Source organism: Streptomyces sp. NPDC045998, assembly GCF_056430285.1.
This window is the reverse complement of record NZ_JBWKLJ010000002.1, coordinates 383,079-403,059: the sequence shown is the minus strand read 5'-3', so window position 1 is coordinate 403,059 and position 19,981 is coordinate 383,079. Positions and strand designations below refer to the sequence as shown.

At 74.9% G+C, this 19,981-nt stretch carries 13 protein-coding genes; 6 read left to right on the top strand and 7 right to left on the bottom strand.

Annotation, left to right across the window (positions count from 1 at the left end):
- Positions 1 to 157: 157 nt before the first annotated feature.
- The 6 genes from AC07FJ_RS06760 to AC07FJ_RS06735 are packed head-to-tail and all read left to right on the top strand — an operon-like array spanning position 158 to position 8,763.
- Positions 158 to 796: an MBL fold metallo-hydrolase gene (locus AC07FJ_RS06760; protein WP_479046035.1), complete on the top strand. Its 639-nt coding sequence runs from the start codon at positions 158 to 160 to the stop codon at positions 794 to 796.
- Between the two features lie 23 nt (positions 797 to 819).
- Positions 820 to 3,360: a GcvT family protein gene (locus tag AC07FJ_RS06755; RefSeq protein ID WP_479046032.1), complete on the top strand. Its 2,541-nt coding sequence runs from the start codon at positions 820 to 822 to the stop codon at positions 3,358 to 3,360.
- A 15-nt stretch (positions 3,361 to 3,375) separates the two neighbouring features.
- Complete coding sequence (gene solA / locus AC07FJ_RS06750; protein ID WP_479046031.1) at positions 3,376 to 4,527, top strand: N-methyl-L-tryptophan oxidase; 1,152 nt, start codon at positions 3,376 to 3,378, stop codon at positions 4,525 to 4,527.
- Positions 4,528 to 4,536: 9 nt separating this feature from the next.
- On the top strand, positions 4,537 to 5,667 hold the full coding sequence (locus AC07FJ_RS06745) for an aromatic ring-hydroxylating oxygenase subunit alpha (protein WP_479046029.1): 1,131 nt from the start codon (positions 4,537 to 4,539) through the stop codon (positions 5,665 to 5,667).
- On the top strand, positions 5,660 to 7,210 hold the full coding sequence (locus AC07FJ_RS06740; RefSeq protein WP_479046026.1) for an APC family permease: 1,551 nt from the start codon (positions 5,660 to 5,662) through the stop codon (positions 7,208 to 7,210). Before AC07FJ_RS06745 ends, AC07FJ_RS06740 begins: the two co-directional genes overlap by 8 nt.
- Positions 7,207 to 8,763: a GMC family oxidoreductase gene (locus tag AC07FJ_RS06735; RefSeq protein WP_479046025.1), complete on the top strand. Its 1,557-nt coding sequence runs from the start codon at positions 7,207 to 7,209 to the stop codon at positions 8,761 to 8,763. Before AC07FJ_RS06740 ends, AC07FJ_RS06735 begins: the two co-directional genes overlap by 4 nt.
- Before the next feature lie 51 nt (positions 8,764 to 8,814).
- Here the strand turns inward: AC07FJ_RS06735 and AC07FJ_RS06730 are convergent, their stop codons facing one another.
- The 7 genes from AC07FJ_RS06730 to AC07FJ_RS06700 all read right to left on the bottom strand — a co-directional run bounded on the left by AC07FJ_RS06730 (position 8,815) and on the right by AC07FJ_RS06700 (position 19,977).
- Positions 8,815 to 10,191 carry an alpha-lytic protease prodomain-containing protein gene (locus AC07FJ_RS06730; RefSeq protein WP_479046023.1) on the bottom strand — a complete coding sequence of 459 codons (1,377 nt, stop codon included), beginning with the start codon at positions 10,189 to 10,191 and terminating at the stop codon, positions 8,815 to 8,817.
- Between the two features lie 87 nt (positions 10,192 to 10,278).
- On the bottom strand, positions 10,279 to 12,933 hold the full coding sequence (locus AC07FJ_RS06725) for an NACHT domain-containing protein (protein ID WP_479046020.1): 2,655 nt from the start codon (positions 12,931 to 12,933) through the stop codon (positions 10,279 to 10,281).
- A 79-nt stretch (positions 12,934 to 13,012) separates the two neighbouring features.
- Entirely contained in the window at positions 13,013 to 15,247 is a 2,235-nt protein-coding gene (locus AC07FJ_RS06720) for a WD40/YVTN/BNR-like repeat-containing protein (RefSeq protein ID WP_479046019.1), read from the bottom strand.
- A 119-nt stretch (positions 15,248 to 15,366) separates the two neighbouring features.
- On the bottom strand, positions 15,367 to 16,374 hold the full coding sequence (locus tag AC07FJ_RS06715; RefSeq protein ID WP_479046017.1) for a M14 family metallopeptidase: 1,008 nt from the start codon (positions 16,372 to 16,374) through the stop codon (positions 15,367 to 15,369).
- Positions 16,371 to 17,171 carry an ATP-binding cassette domain-containing protein gene (locus AC07FJ_RS06710; protein ID WP_479046014.1) on the bottom strand — a complete coding sequence of 267 codons (801 nt, stop codon included), beginning with the start codon at positions 17,169 to 17,171 and terminating at the stop codon, positions 16,371 to 16,373. Before AC07FJ_RS06710 ends, AC07FJ_RS06715 begins: the two co-directional genes overlap by 4 nt.
- Complete coding sequence (locus AC07FJ_RS06705; protein WP_479046012.1) at positions 17,168 to 18,175, bottom strand: ABC transporter ATP-binding protein; 1,008 nt, start codon at positions 18,173 to 18,175, stop codon at positions 17,168 to 17,170. Before AC07FJ_RS06705 ends, AC07FJ_RS06710 begins: the two co-directional genes overlap by 4 nt.
- Positions 18,172 to 19,977, bottom strand: coding sequence for an ABC transporter permease subunit (locus AC07FJ_RS06700; protein ID WP_479046010.1), 1,806 nt, complete (start codon positions 19,975 to 19,977; stop codon positions 18,172 to 18,174). Before AC07FJ_RS06700 ends, AC07FJ_RS06705 begins: the two co-directional genes overlap by 4 nt.
- Between the last annotated feature and the right edge of the window lie 4 nt (positions 19,978 to 19,981).

Sequence of the window (19,981 nt, the reverse complement as noted above, 5' to 3'; positions counted from 1 at the left end):
GTTCCTCGCCGCGCAACCCATCGCGCACTGTGCAACAGCAGAGGAGTGCTGTCGTGCCCTCGGAGCCCCCTGAGTCCTCAGAGCCCCCTCAATGTGAGCCACGCGAGCTCCACGACGCGGGCCGGTGCGGCGAGGTGCTGCCCTCGGTGGCCGTACGGTGAGCGGCGTGCGTGCCGAACGGCTCGTCACCGCCGGCACCTTCGGCCTCGACGGCCTCGACGGCCTCGACGGCGAGACCTTCGACGTCGGCACCAACGTGTGGCTCGTCGGCGACGACGAGGAGGTGCTCATCGTCGACGCCGCGCACGACGCCCGGGCGATCGCAGCCGCCGTCGCGGGCCGCCGGGTCACCGCCATCGTGTGCACCCACGGTCATGACGGTCACATCGGCGCGGCGCCCGCCCTGGCGGAGGCCACCGGCGCGCCCGTCCTGCTGCACGCCGCCGACCGGGCGCTGTGGGACACGGTCCACCCGGGACGGCGGCCTGACGGTGAACTGTGCGACGGGCAACGGCTGCTGGTCGCCGGGGTCGCGGCACGGGTGCTGCACACCCCCGGTCACACCTGGGGCAGTTGCGTGGTCCACGTCCCGTTCCTGGACGCGGTGTTCACCGGGGACACCCTGTTCCACGGCGGGCCCGGCGCGACCGGCCGCTCACACTCCGACCAGGCGACGATCATGGCGTCCCTGCGCGGGCGGCTGCTGCCCCTGTCCGGCGCCACCGTCGTGCACACGGGGCACGGCCGCGACACCACGATCGCCGCCGAGCGGCCGCACGTCCCGGCCGCCGTCTGACACCCCCGACACCGAGGAGGGGCATGTCCAGCACGTCCCGCTCGTCCCGCTCGTCCGCACACGCACACACACCCGCACACGCACACACACCCGCACCCGCACCCGCACAGGAGCCCGGACCCGCACACGCCCGGGCCCGGGCCCGCGCCGCCCCCCGCGTCGTCGTCATCGGCGCCGGCATCGTCGGCTGCTCCCTCGCCGACGAACTGACCGCCCGCGGCTGGACCGACGTCACCGTCCTGGAGCAGGGGCCGCTCCCCGCCCCCGGCGGCTCCACCTCCCACGCGCCCGGTCTGGTCTTCCAGACCAACCCGTCCAAGACCCTCACCGAGTTCGCCGCGTACACCGTCCAGAAGTTCGGCGCCCTGGAGGCCGACGGGCTCCCCTGCTTCGACCGGGTCGGCGGCCTGGAGCTGGCCACCACCGAAGAGCGCCTCGCCGACCTGCACCGCAGGGCCGGTCTCGCCGCCTCCTGGGGCGTGCGCGGCGAGGTGGTCCCGGCGTCCCGCTGCAAGGAGCTGTGGCCGCTGCTCGACGAGAGCAAGGTCCTCGGCGGGTTCCACACCCCCGACGACGGGCTCGCCCGGGCGGTCCCCGCCTGCCGCGCCCAGATCGCGCGCGCCGAGCGGCGCGGCGCCCGCTTCCTCGGCCGGCACACCGTGACCGGCATCGAGCGCGAGAACGGCCGGGTCACCGCGGTCGTCACCGACCAGGGCGTCTTCCCGGCCGACCACGTCGTCTCGGCGGCCGGCTTCTGGGGCCCGGTCATCGGCCGGATGGCGGGCGTCGACGTGCCGCTCCTGCCCCTCGCCCACCAGTACGCGCGGACCCGCCCCCTGCCCGCACTGGCCGGCGCGCGCGCCGAGGCGACCCGGCCGATCCTGCGCTTCCAGGACCGCGACCTGTACGTACGCGAGCACGCGGACCGGCTCGGCATCGGCAGCTACGCGCACCGGCCGATGCCCGTCGACCCCTTCGCCGTCCCGGCGTACGACGAGGCGCCGGTCATGCCCTCCTCGTCCCCCTTCACCCCCGACGACTTCGCCCCCAGCTGGGCGGACTGCCGGTGGCTGCTGCCCGCCCTCGCGGACAGCGCGATCGAGGAGGGCTTCAACGGAGTCTTCTCCTTCACGCCCGACGGCATGCCGCTCCTCGGCGAGTCCCGCGCGCTGCGCGGCTTCTGGCTCGCCGAGGCGGTGTGGGTCACGCACGCGGCGGGCGCCGCCAAGGCGGTCGCCGAGTGGATGGTCGACGGGCGGCCCGCGGCCGACGTGCACGAGTGCGACCTCGGCCGCTTCGAGGAGGCCCAGCGCTCCCCCGCGTACGTCGAGGAGCGCGGCGCCCGGCAGTTCATCGAGGTGTACGACGTCGTCCACCCGCTCCAGCCGGTGGAGCAGCCGCGGCCGCTGCGGGTCAGCCCCTTCCACGCGCGGCAGCGCGAGCTGGGCGCGTACTTCCTGGAGGGCGGCGGCTGGGAGCGCCCGCACTGGTACGAGGCCAACGCCCCGCTCGCCGAAGGCGTGCGCGTACCCGAGCGGGACGCCTGGTCCGCGCGGTACTGGTCGCCGATCGCGGCCGCCGAGGCGCGGGCGACGCGCGAGCGGGTCGCGCTGTACGACATGACGCCGCTGCGGCGCCTGGAGGTCTCCGGGCCCGGCGCGCTCGCCTTCCTCCAGCGCATGACGACCAACAACCTCGCCAGGAAGCCGGGCGCGGTGACGTACACGCTGCTCCTGGACGAGACCGGCGGCATCCGCTCCGACCTCACCGTGGCGCGGCTCGCGGAGGACCGGTTCCAGATCGGCGCCAACAACCCCGCCGACGAGGACTGGCTGCTGCGGCACGCGCCCGGCGACGTCCACGTCCGCGACGTCACCTCCGGCACCTGCTGCATCGGCGTGTGGGGCCCGCTCGCCCGGGAGCTGGTGCAGCCGCTGACCCGCGACGACTTCTCGCACCGGGGTTTCGGCTACTTCCGGGTCAAGCGGACGTACGTCGGGCTCGTACCGGTGACGGCGATGCGGCTGAGTTACGTCGGCGAGCTGGGCTGGGAGCTGTACACCAGCGCCGACCTGGGCCTGCGGCTCTGGGACACCCTGTGGGAGGCCGGGCGGGAGCACGGCGTCGTCGCCGCCGGGCGGTCGGCCTTCAACAGCCTGCGCCTGGAGAAGGGGTACCGGGCCTGGGGCGTCGACATGACCGACGAGCACACCCCGTACGAGGCGGGGCTGGGTTTCGCCGTCCGCATGGACAAGGGCGGCTTCGTCGGCCGCGAGGCCCTGGAACGGGCGGGCGAGCCGCACCGCCGGCTCACCGCGCTGCTCCTCGACGACCCGGCGGCCGTCGTCCTCGGCAAGGAGCCGGTGTTCGTCGACGGGACCCCGGCCGGATACGTGACGAGCGCCGCGTACGGCTACACCCTCGGCCGCTGCGTCGCGTACGCCTGGCTGCCGCCGCTCGCGACGGGTACGGCCGTGCACGTGGAGTACTTCGGCCAGAAGGTGCCGGCGACGGTCGCGGACGAGCCGCTGTTCGACCCGGAGATGAGCCGTATCCGCCGCTGAGGAGGCCGGAGCAACGTGTCACCCACCTATGACGTGATCGTGGTCGGCCTCGGCGGCATGGGCAGCGCCGCCGCGCACCACCTGTCCGCGCGCGGCGCCCGCGTCCTGGGCCTGGAGAAGTTCGGTCCGGTCCACAACCGGGGCTCCAGCCACGGCGGTTCGCGCATCACGCGCCAGTCGTACTTCGAGGACCCCGCCTACGTACCGCTGCTGCTGCGCGCGTACGAGCTCTACGAGCGGCTGGAGCGGGACACCGGACGTCACATCGCCACGCTGTGCGGCGGGCTGATGCTGGGCCGCCCCGCGTCGCGTACCGTCGCCGGATCGCGGCTGTCGGCCGAGCTGTGGGGCCTGCCGCACGAGATGCTCGACGCCAAGGAGATCCGCCGCCGCTTCCCGACGCTGACGCCGGCCGACGACGAGGTGGCGCTGTACGAGGCGCGGGCCGGGCTGCTGCGGCCCGAGAACACCGTCGCCGCCCATCTGCAGCTCGCCACCGCGGCCGGGGCGGAGCTCCACTACGAGGAGCCGCTGCTGCGCTGGGAGCCGTACCGCGACGGCGTACGCGTCCACACCGCCGAGAACACCTACACGGCCGGGCAGTTGGTGATCTGCCCGGGGGCGTGGGCGCCGGGGCTGCTCGCGGACCTCGGAGTGTCGTTCACCATCGAGCGGCAGGTCATGTACTGGTTCCGGCCGCGCGGTCCGGCCGAACGGTTCCGCCCCGCGCACCATCCGGTCTACATCTGGGAGGACGCGGACGGGGTCCAGATCTACGGCTTCCCGGCCATCGACGGGCCGGAGCTCGGCGCCAAGGTGGCGTTCTTCCGCAAGGGCACCGTCTGCACGCCGGAGACCATCGAGCGGACCGTGCGCGACGACGAGACGGCGGCCATGGCCCGGCAGGCGGGCCGTCTCCTGCCCGACCTGCCGGGCCGGTTCCTGAAGGCCGCGACCTGCATGTACTCCAACACGCCCGACGAGCACTTCGTGATCGCGCGCCATCCCCGGCACCCGGAGTCGGTGACGGTCGCCTGCGGGTTCTCCGGGCACGGCTTCAAGTTCGTGCCGGTCGTCGGCGAGATCCTGGCCGATCTGGCCCTGACCGGCACCACCGCGCATCCGATCGAGCTCTTCGACCCCCGGCGTCTCACCGCCACCCCCTAGGAGGCCGCCGTGACGGCAACACCCCCGCCCCCGAGCCTGATCGCCACGCTCCCCGGCGCCGCCTACACCGACCCCGACGTCTTCCGCCGGGAGCAGGAGCGGATCTTCGAAGCCATGTGGTTCTGCGCGGTGCGCGGCGCGGACCTCGACAAGCCGGGTGCCTTCCGCACCGTCCAGGTCGGCCGCGAGAGCGTGCTCGTCCTCCGCGACCGGGCGGGCGGGCTGCGCGCCTTCCTGAACATCTGCCGCCACCGGGGCGCGCGCCTCTGCCTGGAGGAGTCCGGCGAGGTGCGCCGGAACCTCCAGTGCCCGTACCACGCCTGGACGTACGACCTGGACGGCCGGCTGGTGGCCGCGCCGAACCTGGCGAGGATGCCGGACGTCGACCGGGTCGCGTACGGCCTGGTGGCCGTGCACCTGCGCGAGTGGCTGGGCTACGCCTGGGTGTGCCTGGCCGACGAGGCGCCGTCCTTCGAGGAGACCGTGATGGGGGCGGCGGTGGAGCGGCTGGGCGACGCCGCCTCCCTCGCGCGCTACCGCACCGAGGAGCTCGCGCTCGGCCGCCGCATCACGTACGACGTGAAGGCGAACTGGAAACTGCTCGTCGAGAACTTCATGGAGTGCTACCACTGCGCGACGATCCACCCGGAACTCGTCGACGTGCTCCCGGAGTTCGCGGAGGGGTACGCGGCCCAGTACTACGTCGGCCACGGCGCCGCCTTCGGCGAGCACGTCAAGGGCTTCACGGTCGACGGCAGCGAGGGGTTCGGCAAGCTGTCCGGGGTCGCCCCGGACCAGGACCGGCGGTACTACGCCATCACCGTGAAGCCGACGGTCTTCGTCAACCTGGTCCCGGACCATGTGATCCTGCACCGGATGTTCCCGCTGGCCGAGGACCGCACGGTGGTGGAGTGCGACTGGCTGTACGCGCCCGAGGTCGTGGCCTCCGGCGCGGACGTGTCCACGTCGGTGGAGCTGTTCCACCGGGTGAACCTCCAGGACTTCGAGGCGTGCGAGCGCACCCAGCCGGCGATGGCATCGCGCGCCTACCGGGCCGGCGGCGTCCTCGTGCCGAGCGAGCACCACATCTCCCTCTTCCACACCTGGCTGCTCGACAGGACGGGAGGATCCGATGCCTGACGCCCTCACCGGCGGGGCGGACGACGACGCCGCACTCGCCGAGTTCGGCTACCGTCCGGAGCTCAAGCGCACGCTCGGCGGCTTCCACACGTTCGCCGCCGGCATCTCGTACATCTCCATCCTCACCGGCACCTTCCAGCTCTTCTACTTCGGCTACGCGAGCGGCGGGCCCGCCTACTGGTGGTCCTGGCCGATGGTGTTCGCGGGCCAGTTCACGGTGGCGCTGTGCTTCGCGGAGCTCGCGGCCCGCCATCCGGTGGCCGGTTCCGTCTACAACTGGGCCAAGCGGCTGGGCAATCCGCACATCGGCTGGCTCGCCGGGTGGATGATGCTGATCGCCTCCATCGTGTCGATCGCGGCCGTGGCGCTCGCCTACCAGCTGACGCTGCCGCGCATCTCGTCGGCGTTCCAGTTCGTGGGCGACGGGACGGGGACGTACGATGTGGCGGCCAACGCGGTCCTGCTCGCCGCCGTCCTCATCCTCTTCACCACCCTCGTCAACGCGTTCGGCGTGAAGCTGATGGCACGGATCAACACGGCGGGCGTCTTCCTCGAACTGATCGCCACGGTGGTGCTGATCGCGCTGCTCGCGGTCAACGTCGTCCGCGGCCCGCAGGTCGTGACCGAGACGGCGGGGACCGGGGCGGGGCAGCCCTTCGGCTACCTCGGCGCGTTCCTCGTCGCCTCGCTCGCCTCCGCGTACGTCATGTACGGCTTCGACACGGCCGCGTCGCTGGGCGAGGAGTCGCTCGACCCGTCGCGCAACGCGCCCCGGGCCGTCGTCCGGGCGATCGTCGCCTCCTTCGTGCTGGGCGGCCTGGTGCTGCTGCTGGCGCTGATGAGCGTCCGGAGCCTGCGGGGCGACAGGCTGTCGACGGAGGGGCTGCAGTACGTGGTGCTGGACGTGCTCGGGCCGACGGCCGGCAAGGCGATGCTGTGGTGCGTGCTCGTCGCCGTCACGGTGTGCGCGCTGGCCGTGCACACGGCGGCGGTCCGGCTCGCCTTCGCGATGGCCCGCGACACCAACCTCCCGGCGTCGGCGCGGCTGGCGAAGGTGAGCCCGCGGTTCGGTACGCCGGTGCTGCCGACCGTGCTCATCGGGGTGCTGGCGCTGGCGATCCTGCTCGTCAACATCCGCCAGCCGCAGATCTTCACGGTGGTCACCGGCATCGGCATCGTCATGATCTACGTGGCCTATCTGCTGGTGACGGGGCCCATGCTGTTGGCGCGGCTGCGCGGCCGGTGGCAGCCGGCCGAGGGGAGGTTCTCGCTCGGCCGCTGGGGCCTGCCGGTGAACGTCCTGGCGGTGCTGTGGGGCGCGGCGATGACCCTCAACCTGATCTGGCCGCGCGCCGCCGTCTACAACGCGACGGCCCCGTACCACTGGTACCTGCGGTGGGGCGCCGTGCTGTTCGTCGGGGCCATCGCGGCGGGCGGCATCGCCTACTACTGGTTCGTCCAGCGGCACCGTACGGGCGTCCTGGCGGAGCACGCCGCGGCTCCCGCGCCCGTCCCGGCCACGAAGGAGGTCACCCGCTCATGACCGTCCAGGAGTTCGACTACGTCGTCGTCGGCGGCGGTACGGCGGGCAACGTCGTCGCCGCCCGGCTCAGCGAGGACCCGGCCGTCACGGTGTGCGTCCTGGAGGCGGGCCCGAGCGACGTCGGCGACGACGACGTCCTGCGCCTGGAGCGCTGGATGGGCCTGCTGGAGTCGGGCTACGACTGGGACTACCCCGTCGAACCGCAGGAGCGCGGCAACGGCTTCCTGCGCCACGCCCGCGCCCGGGTGCTCGGCGGCTGCTCCTCGCACAACTCGTGCATCGCCTTCTGGGCCCCGGCGGAGGACCTGGACGACTGGGCGGCGGCGGGCTGCCGGGGCTGGGGCGCGGCCGACCTGTTCCCGCTCTACCGGCGCCTGGAGAACAACGACGCGCCCGGCGACCACCACGGCCGTACGGGCCCGGTGCGGCTGCGCACCCTCAAGGGCGGCGACCCGTGCGGCACGGCGCTGCTGGCGGCGTGCGCGCAGGCGGGCATCCCGACGACGCCGTTCAACACGGGGCGGACGGTGGTGCGGGGCGCGGGCTGGTTCCAGATCAACGCCGACGAGAACAACATCCGCCAGTCGTCGTCGGTGGCGTATCTGCACCCGGTGATGGGCAAGCGGCCCAACCTGGAGGTACGCACCGGGGTGCGGGCCAGGAAGCTGGTGTTCGAGGGCCACCGCTGCGTCGGCGTCGCCTGCCTGGACCCCGATCTGGTCCATACCCGTACCGTGCGGGCCCGGCGCGAGGTCGTCGTCTCGTGCGGCGCCATCGACTCGCCGAAGCTGCTGATGCTGTCGGGCATCGGCCCGGCGGAGCACCTGCGGGAGGTGGGCGTGGACGTGCTGGTCGACGCGCCGGGGGTGGGGGCGAACCTGCAGGACCACCCGGAGGGCGTGATCATGTGGGAGGCGAAGCAGCCGATGCCCGCCACGTCCACGCAGTGGTGGGAGGCGGGAATCTTCTACGACACGCAACCGGGTCTGGACCGGCCGGACCTGATGTTCCACTACGGTTCGGTGCCCTTCGACCTCCACACCGTCCGGCACGGCTACCCGACCTCCGAGAACGCCTTCTGCCTCACGCCCAATGTGACCCGGGCCCGCTCCCGGGGCACCGTGCGGCTGCGGACCCGCGACTTCCGGGACAAGCCGCGGGTCGACCCCCGCTACTTCACGCACGAGCACGACGTACGGGTGATGACGTACGGGCTGCGGCTCGCGCGCCGCATCGCCGCCCAGCCGGCGCTGGCGGGGTGGGCGGGCGCCGAGCTGGCGCCGGGCCCGGACGTCCGCCGCGACGACGAGCTGCTCGACTACATCCGCACCACCCACAACACCGTCTACCACCCCGCCTGCACCGTGCGGATGGGCGCGGCGGACGACCCGCTGGCCCCGCTCGACGCCCGGTTGAGGGTGAAGGGCGTGGCGGGGCTGCGGGTCGCGGACGGCTCGGTCATGCCGGACCTGGTGACGGTCAACCCGTGCGTCACGACGATGGCGATCGGCGAGAAGTGCGCGGACCTCCTCAAGGAGGACCGGTACCGGTGAGGAGGACCGCCGAGGAGGGCCACTGAAGAGGGCCGCCGAAGGCTCCCGTGGTCAGGCGCGCTGCCACACCACCGGGGCCGCCGCGGGGTGCCAGCCCGGCTGCGCCTGGTGGGACTGGATGCAGCGGTAGGTGAGGCCGTCGTACGTGACCTGGTCGCCGGGCACGTACACCTTGCCGGCGGCCCAGGTGCCGCCCGCCTTGCCGGCCTCGCCCGGCTGGCTGGCGGTCGTCTTCAGCGCCAGCCCGTACGTCTGGAGGATGGGGTTGAGGGGCTGGTGGTAGGTGGTGCCGCCCGAGGTGCAGTTCCCGGAGCCGCCGGAGGTCACGCCCTGGGCCTGGCTGCCGGAGACGTACGCGCCGCCCGAGTCGCCGGGCTCGGCGCAGACGGTGGTGCGGGTCATGCCGGTGACGGTGCCCTGGGGGTAGGTGACACTGGTGTTGTGCTGCTCGACGGTGCCGCAGTGCCAGCCGGTGGTGGAGCCCGAGCGGCAGATCGACGCGCCGACGAGGGCCTCGGTGGAGCCCGTCACCTCGACGTTCTTCTCGGCCTCGCCCTTGACGTACGCGGTCGCGGCCCACTCGGCGTTGGTGGCCACCCAGGCCATGTCGCTCTCGGGGAACTTGGAGGCCTTGAAGGCTCCCTGGGCCACCTTGTTGTGCCCCAGGGTCTCGTTCCCCTCCTTGCCGCAGTGCCCGGCGGTGGCGAAGCCGGGCTGCGTACCGGACATGACGGAGAAGCCGATGGAACAGCGGGCGGCGCCGATGTAGTACGCGTCGCCGCCGCGCAGGTCGTGCGCCAGCGGCTGCGGCCGCTCGGCCGTCGTCCGTACGCGCACCAGGGCGCGGTCCAGGCCGGTGGCGGTGAGGAGCGCCTCCGCCGCGGCCGGTTCGGCGGCCTCCAGCGTCACGGTGTTGGTCCGTACGTCGACGTACCAGACGGGCGCGTCGATCGTCTTGGTGGTCGTGGCGGCCTGGTCCAGCTTGGCCTTGGCGGCTTCGAGCTCGGCGAGCCCGTACCGTACGACCTCGGCCTCGGCACCGCCGGCCTTGATGGTGGGGACGTCGGCGGCGTCGGTGGTGGCGACCGTGACGATGGCGGAGGTGGTGCCGCGGACCCAGGCGCCCGCGAAGCGGGTCCCGAGCGCGGCGCGCAGACGGCCCGCGATGGCGCCGGCCTCGGCCTCGTTGACGAGGCGCTTCGCGGCCTGGTCCCTGGTGAGACCGAGGTCGCGCTGGAGGGCGCGCAGCACTTCGGGTGAGGGTCTGTCGGCGCCGAGCGTCGCGGCGGCCGACTGCACCGTGGAGGAGGGTCCGGCGGGTGGCGGGGGCGTTTCGGTCGCGACCGCGGCGGGCAGCCCGGTCAGCACAAGCGCGCCGGCCGCGACGAGGACGGCGGTGCACGCGGCTGTGGTGTGTCGGTGGAGCATCAGGTGTCACCTCGGTTTCGGTGGGGGAAAGGCCCGATCCGTAGGTGTTGCCGAAAACGCCGCCGGAAATGTCGGTTTGTCGGTTTATTAGGTGGTACGGCAGACGCGGGCCCGCCATGCGGCGTAACCGCCGCGGCCCCGCGGTCCCGGAACGCCCGAGCGGGCCCCGGAGGTGCCGTCCGCCCCCGCGTCGTCCGCCCCGGCACCGTCCGCCCCGGCGGCGAGACGGTGCTGCAGCTCGATGTGGCGGAACTGGTGGACGGCCCCCGCCTGGCGCAGCACACCGCGCCGCTCGTGCGCGTCCACGAGGAAGGCGGTCAGGTCCCGGGGGGTGTGGCCGCGCAGCGCCAGGTAGTGGCGGGCGAGGGTGTAGCGCCACCAGGCGCTGTGGCTGAGGGCGGCGCCGAGGCCGACCGCCGTGCCGTAGGCCAGGGCGCGGCAGAGGACGTGGGCGGGGGTCATCGTCACCTTGCCGCCGTCGGAAAGGCCCCGCGTCAGGCCGTAGAACGGCCCGCCGTCCAGGGCGTATCCGATGGCGTAGCAGACGAGGAAGGCGCAGCCGATCGCCGAGCCGACCATCAGCCACTGCCGGCGGCACACCCGGCGGTCCTGGGCCAGCAGCTCCGCCGGGCCGACCGCCGTGGCGAGGTCGGCCGGTTTCCCCTTCAGGCCGTGGACGAGACCGACGGCGAGTCCGTACGCGGTCATGAACGCGAGCATGATGCCGAAGGAGTACGTGGGCACCCCCGAGGGAGCGGACTGGATCCGCAGCACGGCCCAGTGGGTGAGCCCGATCGTGGAGCCGCTGGCCAGCCCGATGGTGAAGCCGGGCCAGAACCAGGTCCACTGCGTGCGGATGGTGGGGATGGGCCTCGGGCGGCGCGCCGACAGGTCACCGGCGACGGCGCCGACCGCGCCGCCCGCCAGGCCGTAGACGGCGGCGTTCGCCAGGGCGCCGAGGAGCGCCGCCGAGGGGCCGAAGGTGGGGCGGAAGGAGAACCAGAGGACGCCGCCGGCGGCGAGGCCCACGGCGCACCCGCGCCAGTCCCACGTCCAGCTCCGCCGCCCGGCCGGGCGCGGCGCGACGAGCCGGCTGGTCAGGGCGCCGACGACGCCGCCCGCGAACCCGTAGGCGAAGCCGTTGGCGGTGGTGGTCAGCAGCCACCCCGGGGCGCCGGTGGCGAGCGCCAGGGTGACGCCCTCGGCGACGCCCGTGGTGAGTCCGGCGGCGATGCCGCAGCCGAGGCCGCCGGCCACCCCGCCGGCCAGCCCGCCGACGATCGCCGCGGGCGGCCCGGTCAGCCAGCCGCTGTCCAGCCCGGCGACCAGCGCGACCAGCCTGCCGATCACGGTGGCGGCGAACCACGCGGCGGTGCCGAGCACCACGCCGGTCGCCGCCTGTGCGAGCCGGGGCGGCAGCAGCCGGGGCAGCCGCCACCAGGCGAGGTCGGTCGTGCCGCCGCGGGCGGCGTCGAGGTGCCGCGCCAGGAAGCGCAGCGCGCGCTCGGCCTGCTCGGGTGTCCAGCGGCAGGGGTGGCGGGGGTGCGGGCGGTAGGCGGCGGGCACGAAGGCGTCGAAGAGGTGGCGCTCCAGGGCGGCGCGGTCGGGGAACCGGTCCGGGTCGCACAGCTCCGCCGGGGCGGGCAGCACCGCCGAGTGCTCGCCGGGGCGGGGGTTGTAGACGGTGCGCGCCAGGAACAGCGTCAGGGGCGTGCGCAGCACCCGGGCCACCGGCGCGTCGGTGCCGAGGCGGCGGATCACCGGCTCCCAGCGGTCGGCCGCCGCCGTGCCCCGCCCTCCGGCGTCCCGACGCAGATAGGCGGCGATGTCGGCGTCGTCCAGCGGCCGCAGCTCGACGGCGGCCGCGCCCGCGAGGCGGACCGGGACCCCGGACGCCGGGGCGAGCGCGGCGCGGTACTCGGTGACGCGGCTGGAGACGACGAGCGGCTGCCCGAGCGGCAGCGCGGCGTTGACCATGTCCAGTGCCATGCTCCGGAAGGGCGCCGGGATCTCGTCGAAGCCGTCGAGGACCGGCAGGATGAGCCGGTGCTCCAACAGGGCCCGGGCGTGGCCGAGCTGGGAGTCGCCGAGCCCCGTGTAGTCCCGCGCGAGGCGCTCGGCCATCCACTCCTCCAGCGGCTGCCGGGCCGGGTTCCAGGAGGCGAGGGGGAACAGCACCGGGACGGGCCCGCCCTCGGCGCGCCGGGCGATCAGGGCCAGCAGCAGGCGGATCAGCAGCATGGTCTTGCCGGTGCCGGGCTCCCCGAGGACGAGGAGCCGCCGCGTGGGCAGCCGGTGGAGGAAGACGTCGATGATCTCGGCGCCGGCCCCGGCCAGGTCGGCGGCCGTGCGGGTCTCCCCCGCGTCACCGGCCTCCGCCATCGCGAGGAGGTCGGGCCACGCCTCGCCCAGGTCCGGGTCGGCGGCCCGCCACGACACCGCGAGCGGATAGGGGTCGTTCAGGCGGCGTACGCGCACCTCGGCGTCCCACTGGCTGCGTACGGCCACGGCGAGTTGGTCGGCGATGTCGGCGGGGCGGGGAGTGACGGCCGCCTCCGTCCGCTCGGCGCGGAAGGCGGCCCACGACAGGTAGAGACCGGCCAGCGACGGCAGCAGCGACACCGCCGTCTCGGCCGGCCGCAGCTCGAAGCGGAAGGTGATCCACAGCGCTCCGGCCACGCCCCCGACCGCCAGTACGCCGAAGATGACCCCGTCCCAGCGCGCCCGCGCACCGCTCCTCATGGGGGGATTCTGCGGTGGCGGGCGCACGGCGGGGGCGGCGAACCGCGAGCGGCCCCTCGTACGGGTGATCAGGCACCGGTCAGGGCGTGGTCAGTTCGTAGAAGCCCCTGCCGAAGGTGGCGGCGACGAGCCGGTGGTGGCGGGCGTCGTACTCGATGTCGTCGACCGGGACCTGGGGCATGCCGCGCCCGAGGCGCAGCCAGTGGCCCCGGCCGGAGGGGCTGGTGAACACGCCCTGGTCGGTGCCGATGTAGAGGATGCCGCCGCGGGCGACGACCAGGTCGTTGACGGGCGCGGCCGGGAGGTTCCCGGACAGGTCCCGCCAGTGGCGGCCGCCGTCGGTGCTGGCGTACACGTGCGGCAGCGGGGAGCCCGCGCGGTAGCCGGAGTGGGTGGTCCAGACGCGGTCGGGGTCGGCCGGGTCGACGACCACGCGGGTCACCCACGGCCGTCCCTCGGCGAGCTTGGTCCAGGTCGCGCCGAGGTCCCTGGTGACCCAGACGCGGCCGTCGTCGGTGCCCGCGTACACGGTGCGCCCGTCGGCCGCCGGGGCGAGGGAGGTGATGGTGCCGTAGTTGGGGTAGGCGGGGTCGGCGCCGGGACCGCCGGACAGGTCGGGGCTGATGGGATGCCAGGTCACGCCGCCGTCGGTGGAGCGGTTGACGACCTCGGAGCCGTAGTACAGGATCCGCGGGTCGCGCGGGTCGAAGACGACGGGCGTGAACCAGTTGCGCCGCTTGAAGGCGGTCTTGTCGGCGAAGTACGTGAGGGTGTCGCCGCCGTCGGTGGAGCGGAAGCAGTTGCCGTACTGGTAGCAGGCGAAGACGTTGTCGCGGTCGGTGGGGTTGATGAGGTTCTCCTCGCCGTCGCCGCCGAGGTACTCGTTGAAGCCGTCGCCGTCCCCGCCCCAGGAGCGCAGCGAGCCGTTGTCCTGGGCGCCGCCGGAGATCCGGGTGACGTCCTGCGGGGTGATGGCGGCGCTGTACAGCTGGGTGTACGGCTCGTGGCGAGCCTTGACCCAGCCGCCGTCGCCGTCGCGGTCGGAGCGGTAGACCCCGCCGTCGTTGCCCAGGTAGACGCGGCCGGGCCGGCGCGGGTCCCACACCATGGCGTGGTGGTCGACGTGGATGCTGGTGTCGTCGCCGGTCCAGGTGGCGCCGCCGTCCTTCGTCGTCATCAGCGCGACCCCGGCCACGTGGACGTGGTCGGCGTCGCGCGGGTCGGCCCACACCTTGCCGAACCACCAGCCGAAGCTGGACTGCGAGGCGGCGAGCGCCTGGTTGTCCGGCGCGCGGTTCCAGGTGTCGCCTCCGTCGTCGGAGACGTAGAAGCCCTCGAAGGGGCCGCCGGACTTGTTGACGAGCGCGTAGAGGCGGTCGCCCGCGACGGCGAGGCCGATGCGCCCCACGTCGGGGCCGCGCGCGGGCAGGCCGCCGCCCAGGCGCTGCCAGCTCCGGCCGCCGTCGGTGGAGCGGAAGACGCCCGAGCCCACGCCGCCGTAGGTGCGCAGGTCGGGGCGGCGGCGGTGGTCCCACATCACGGCGTAGAGCCGGTCGCCGTCGACGGCGATCTCGGTGGCGCCGGTGAAGTCGTTCTCCCCGGCGAGGATGCGCTGCCAGGTCTCGCCCGCGTCGTCGGAGCGGTAGACGCCGCGGTCGCCGCCGCCGTTGTAGAGGGAGCCGGCCGCGGCCACGTAGACGCGCCGCGGGTTGGCGGGATCGACGGTGATGGCGCTGATCGCGCCCGAGTCGCGCAGGCCGATGGGGCGCCAGTGCGCCCCGCCGTCGGTGGAGCGGTACAGCCCCGTGCCCTCGTAGGTGATGCTCCCGCCACCGGGGTTGGGCTCGCCGGTGCCGACGTAGAGGGTGCCGTCGGGGGCGGTGGCGACCGCGCCCATCGCCTGCGTCCAGCCGTCGGGCCACACGGAGTGGAAGCTGCCCCCGGCGTCGGTGGAGCGCCACAGTCCGCCGCTGGCGGCGGCCGCGTACACGGTGTCGGCGCGGGTGGGGTCGAGCGCGAGCGAGACGATCCGGCCGCCGATGTCGGTGGGCCCGACGGCCTTCCAGCGCCCGCCGACCGCGGGCAGTTTCCGTGCCTGCTGGGCGGCGAGGTCGTGGGCGTGGCGCGGCATCGCCTGCCCGGGCAGGGTCTTCTGCTGGTACCTGTACTCCGCCGGCGCGGACGGCCCCCGCACCGGCCGGTACACGTCGGGCGGGCCGGGCGGCGCGGCGGTGGCGGGGGCGGTGCCCGGCGCCGTGAGGACGGCGGCGCCGGCCACCACGGCGAGGACGAACGACAGCAGGCGTCTACGCATGAGCACCCTCTCGTTGGCCACGACCACTTCAAACGGCGACGACGTTACGAGAGGGCGGGTGGGAACAGAAGGGCGCGTGTCGGCCTTTGTGGCACCCGAGGCGTACGGAGGCACGCCGGTTACGGCAACGGGCGCGCGATCGCCGCGAGTTCGGCTCCGGCGGCGACGGTCAGGCCGTGCATGCCGTAGAAGACGCGGCCGGTCGCCGGGGCGGCGACGTCGCTGCCGCGGCCGTCGGCCGGGTCGGCGACCCGGCCGATGACCTGGCCCACCGTGACGTCGTCGCCGGCGGTGAAGGCCGGGTACCACAGCCCGGTGGCGGGTGCGGTGACCGCTCCGGCCCAGACCCATTCCCGTACGGGCGCCGTCCTCGTCGGTGCCGGCCCGTCCAGCGCACCCGCCGCGCGCAGCAGCCCGTACAGGCCGTCGACCAGGCGGTGCGCGGTGGCCGGGTCGCGCTCGCCGAGCCGGCCGGTCTCGACGAGGACGGCCGCGACGCCCCGGCGGGCGGCGGCCGCGTGGCTGTTGCCGCCGCTCGCGTCCCGGCCGAGGATCACGTCCTCGATCCCGAGGGCGTGGGCCAGCGCGCGGGTCCTGGCGTCGAGGGCCGGCTCGCCGGTGAGCCGGTGGCCGACGAAGTCGCGCAGGGTCTCGTCGATGCCGCCGGAGTGCAGGTCGACGTACACGTCCGCCCCGGTGATCAGGTGCGTGGTGTGCCAGGCCGCCAGCCGCTCGGTGGGGCCGCCCCGCGCGTCTCCGGGGAAGACGCGGTTGATGTTCACGCCGTCGAGCGGGGAGACGCCGAGGCGTCCGTGGTACGCGGCCGGCGGATTGGCGACCGGGCAGACGAGGACCTGGCCGGTCACCTCCTCCGGCGCGAGCAGCGTCGCGAGGCGGGCGGCCGCGTCGATCCCGGTGAACTCGCCGCCGTGCATGCCCGCCGTGATCACCACGCGGGGCCCGGGGCGCGCGCCGTTGACCAGGGTCACGGGGATGTCCGCGGTCACCGCGGCGAGGTCCGCCGGTACGAGGCCACGGGCCTTGGTGCCGGGCTCGGCCCGCAGCGGGCCGAGGGCCCAGACCGACGGCGCCGGCGGCGGGGATGGTGGTGATGGTGGCGGTGTCATGGTCGTGGTCCCGGGGAGAGGCGGCGCACGCCGGTCGCCGCGAGCAGCTCCCGTGTGTGCGGGTGGAGGCCGGCCGGCTCGTACAGGGCGGGCGCGGGCACCGTCTCGATGATCCGGCCGTCGTGCAGGACCGCCACCCGGTGGGCGCAGTGGCGCACGACGGCCAGGTCGTGGCTGATGAGGAGGTACGCCAGCCCCAGCCGGTCCTGGAGGTCGGTGAGGAGGTTCAGGATCCCCGCCTGTACGGACGGGTCGAGCGCAGACAGCGGCTCGTCGAGCACGAGCAGGCGCGGCTCGCTCGCCAAGGCGCGGGCGATGCCGACGCGTTGGCACTGGCCGCCGGACAGCTCGTGCGGCAGCCGGTCGCCGAGCCGGGGGGCGATGCCCACGGTCTCCAGCAGTTCGGCCACCCGGCGCGGGCCGGTCCCGGCCTCCCACCGCCCCTGCACGCGCAGCGGTTCGGCCACCGCGTCCCGCACGCGCAGGCGTGGGCTCAGCGAGCCGTACGGGTCCTGGAACACCGGCTGGAACGCGGGGCGCAGGGGCCGCAGGGCGGACTCGTCCAGGGCGGTCAGTTCGCGCCCGTCGAACCACACCTCGCCGCCGTCGGGCCGGCGCAGCATGAGGACCGCGGCCGCCGTGCTGGACTTGCCGGACCCCGAGGCTCCGATCAGCGCCAGGGTCTCCCCGGCGGCCACGTCGAAGGAGACCCGGTCGACCGCGAGCACCGGCGCGGAACGCCGCGTACGCCCGGGATGCCGGACCGTCAGGTCCCGTACCGACAGCAAGGCGCTCACGCGGCACCGCTCCCCGACACGTCCGGCAGGTCCGTCCCTTGGTGACAGGAGACGAGGTGCCCGGCCCCGTCGACGGCGACCGGCTCCGGTGCGTGCGTACGGCACCGCTCGTGCCCCGCCGCCGACGGGCAGCGCGGGGCGAAGGCGCACCCGGTGAGCCGCGCGAGCTCCAGCGGTGTGGGCGGGGCGCCGCCGATGGAGGGGAGCCGGCGGTCCGCGACCGGTTCGTCGGGGGGCAGGGAGGCGATCAGTCCGGCGGTGTAGGGGGCGCGCGGTCGCGTGAGCACCCGCTCGACCGGGCCGGACTCGACGGGCCGTCCGGCGTACATCACCAGGACGCGGTCGGCGTGCGCGGCGACCACGGAGAGGTCGTGCGTGACTAGCACCATCGCCGCGCCGGTCGCCTCGCGCAGCGACGCCAGGACACCGAGGACCCGTTCCCGTACGGCGGGGTCGAGTGCGGTGGTCGGCTCGTCGGCGACGACGAGCTCCGGTTCGTTGATCATCGCCATGGCGATGACGGCTCGCTGGCGCATCCCGCCGGAGAACTCGTGCGGGTACGCCTTCGCCCGCCGGGCCGCGTCCGGGATGCCCACCCGGTCCAGGGCGGCGACCGCCGCGGCCCGCGCCCGCTTCCGGTCGAGCCCGCGCACCGAGCGCACGGCGGCGGCCAGCTGGTCGCCGACGGTGTGGACGGGGCTGAGCGCCGCGAGCGCGTCCTGCGGTACGAGGGCGATGTGCCGGCCCCGGAGTCCGGCGTACAGCGACCGCGGCGCGCCGAGCAGCTCCCGGTCGCGCAGCCGGACGCTGCCGGTGGTCCGCGCCGGGTGCGGTGCCATGCCGAGCAGGGTGCGGGCGGTGAGGGACTTGCCGGCCCCCGACTCGCCGACCAGGGCGAGGACTTCGCCCTCCCGCACGTCGAAGGACACCCCGCGGACGGCGGCCAGGGCGGGGAACTCCACGCGCAGGTCGCGCACGGAGAGCAGCACGGGCCGGCCGGTCATGCCGCCACCTCCGCGCGTCGCCCGGCCGAGGTCGTGGACGAGCCGGTGGCGAAGGAGCCGGTGGCGGAGGAGCCGGTGGCGGAGGAGCCGGTGGCGGAGGAGAGCGAGGAGAGCGACACCGCGAAGCCGGCCAGCAGGGCCAGGGCGCCCGCCGGGACGAGGGCCGCCCAGGGGGCCCGCTCGACGTACGCCCGCGACTCGTCGAGGAGCAGCCCCCATTCGGGGGCGGGCGCCTGGGCGCCGAGGCCGAGGAAGCCGAGTGAGGCGAGGGCCAGCGCGATCCCCGGCAGGCGCAGCACCGCGTGGCGGGCCACGGGCCCGGCCACGGCGGGCAGGACGTGCCGGGTGAGGATCCAGCGCGGCGTGGCGCCGATGGCCTTCTGGGCGGTGAGGTATCCGGCCGCCCGGACCTCCTCGACGAGGGCGGAGGCGTGCGCGGCCAGCGGTGGCCAGGAGATCAGCGCGACGGCGGCGGAGGCGCCGGCCGTACCGGGGCCGAGGGCCGCGGCGACGAGGATGCCGACGATGACGGGCGGCAGGGCGTTGGCGATGTCGGCCACCCCGGCGGAGAGGGACGGCAGGAAGCCGATGGCGACGGCGAAGAGGTAGCTGAGCAGGCACACCGCGAGGGCCACGCCGACGGTCGCCGTCGCGCCGTGCCCGAGCCGGGCGAGCACGTCCCGGCCGAGCCCGTCGGTGCCGAGCGGATGCGCCCGGGAGGGGGCGAGGAGCCGCGCCGTGACGTCGACGGCGTACGGGTCGCGCGTGAGGCCCCATCCGACGACCGCCAGCAGGATCCCCGCGAGGACCACGGGTACGGCCCGCGCGGCCCGGCCCGCCGGGGCCCGCGGCGGGGCGGGCAGGGCGAGGGCGGCGTCGCGCAGGCCGGGCCCGAGGAGCCGTACGCGTACGAGATGGGCGAGGGCGCCCGCCGCGAGGCCGAGCAGGAGCAGGGCCAGGACGGCGCCCTGGAGGAGCGGCAGGTCCTGGGCCTTGGCGGCGCCGAAGGCGGTGCGGCCGATGCCGGGCACCGCGAAGACGGTCTCCACGGTGACCGCGCCACCGGTGAGCCCGACCGCGACCAGGCCGACCTGCGGAGCGAGGGCGGGCACGGCCCGGCGCAGCGCCGCGCACGCCAGGCGCCACGGGGAGACGCCCGACGCCCGCCACAGCTCGACCCAGCGCTCGCCGAACACGGCGGGCAGGGCGTCGTCCACGAGCCGGCCGAGCAGGCCGCCGGCGGGGAGTCCCATGGCGAGCGCGGGCAGCACCATGGACGACGGGCCCTGCCAGCCGGACGTCGGCAGCAGGCGCAGCCAGACGCCGAGGACGATCAGGCCGACCGTCGCCAGCAGGAACTCGGGCACGGAGGCGAGCATCGCCGCGGCCGCTCCCCCGGTGCCGGAACGGGTGCCGGAGCCGCGTCGCGCTCCGCGTACCACGGTTCCCGTGCAGAGCGCGGCGGCGGCCAGCAGCGCCACGGCCAGCGACGCGCCCATCAGCCCCAGCGACACGCCGAGTCCGGAGGCGACCGACGGCAGCACCTCGGTGCCGGAGACCCACGAGGTGCCGAGGTCGCCGCGGAGCAGTCCGCCCGCCCAGCGCCCGAGCAGGGTCAGTGGCCCCGAGCCGAGGCCCAGGTCGTCGCGGATGGCGGCCAACGCCTCCGCGGTCGGCTCCTGTTCGGCGGAGCGGGCGCGCAGCACGCTGAGGGCCGCGTCCCGGCCGGACAGCCAGGGCAGCAGCCCGAGGGCGGCGAGGACGGCGGCGAGCGCGGTTGCGCGGGCGAGGGCGGTCTTCACGCCG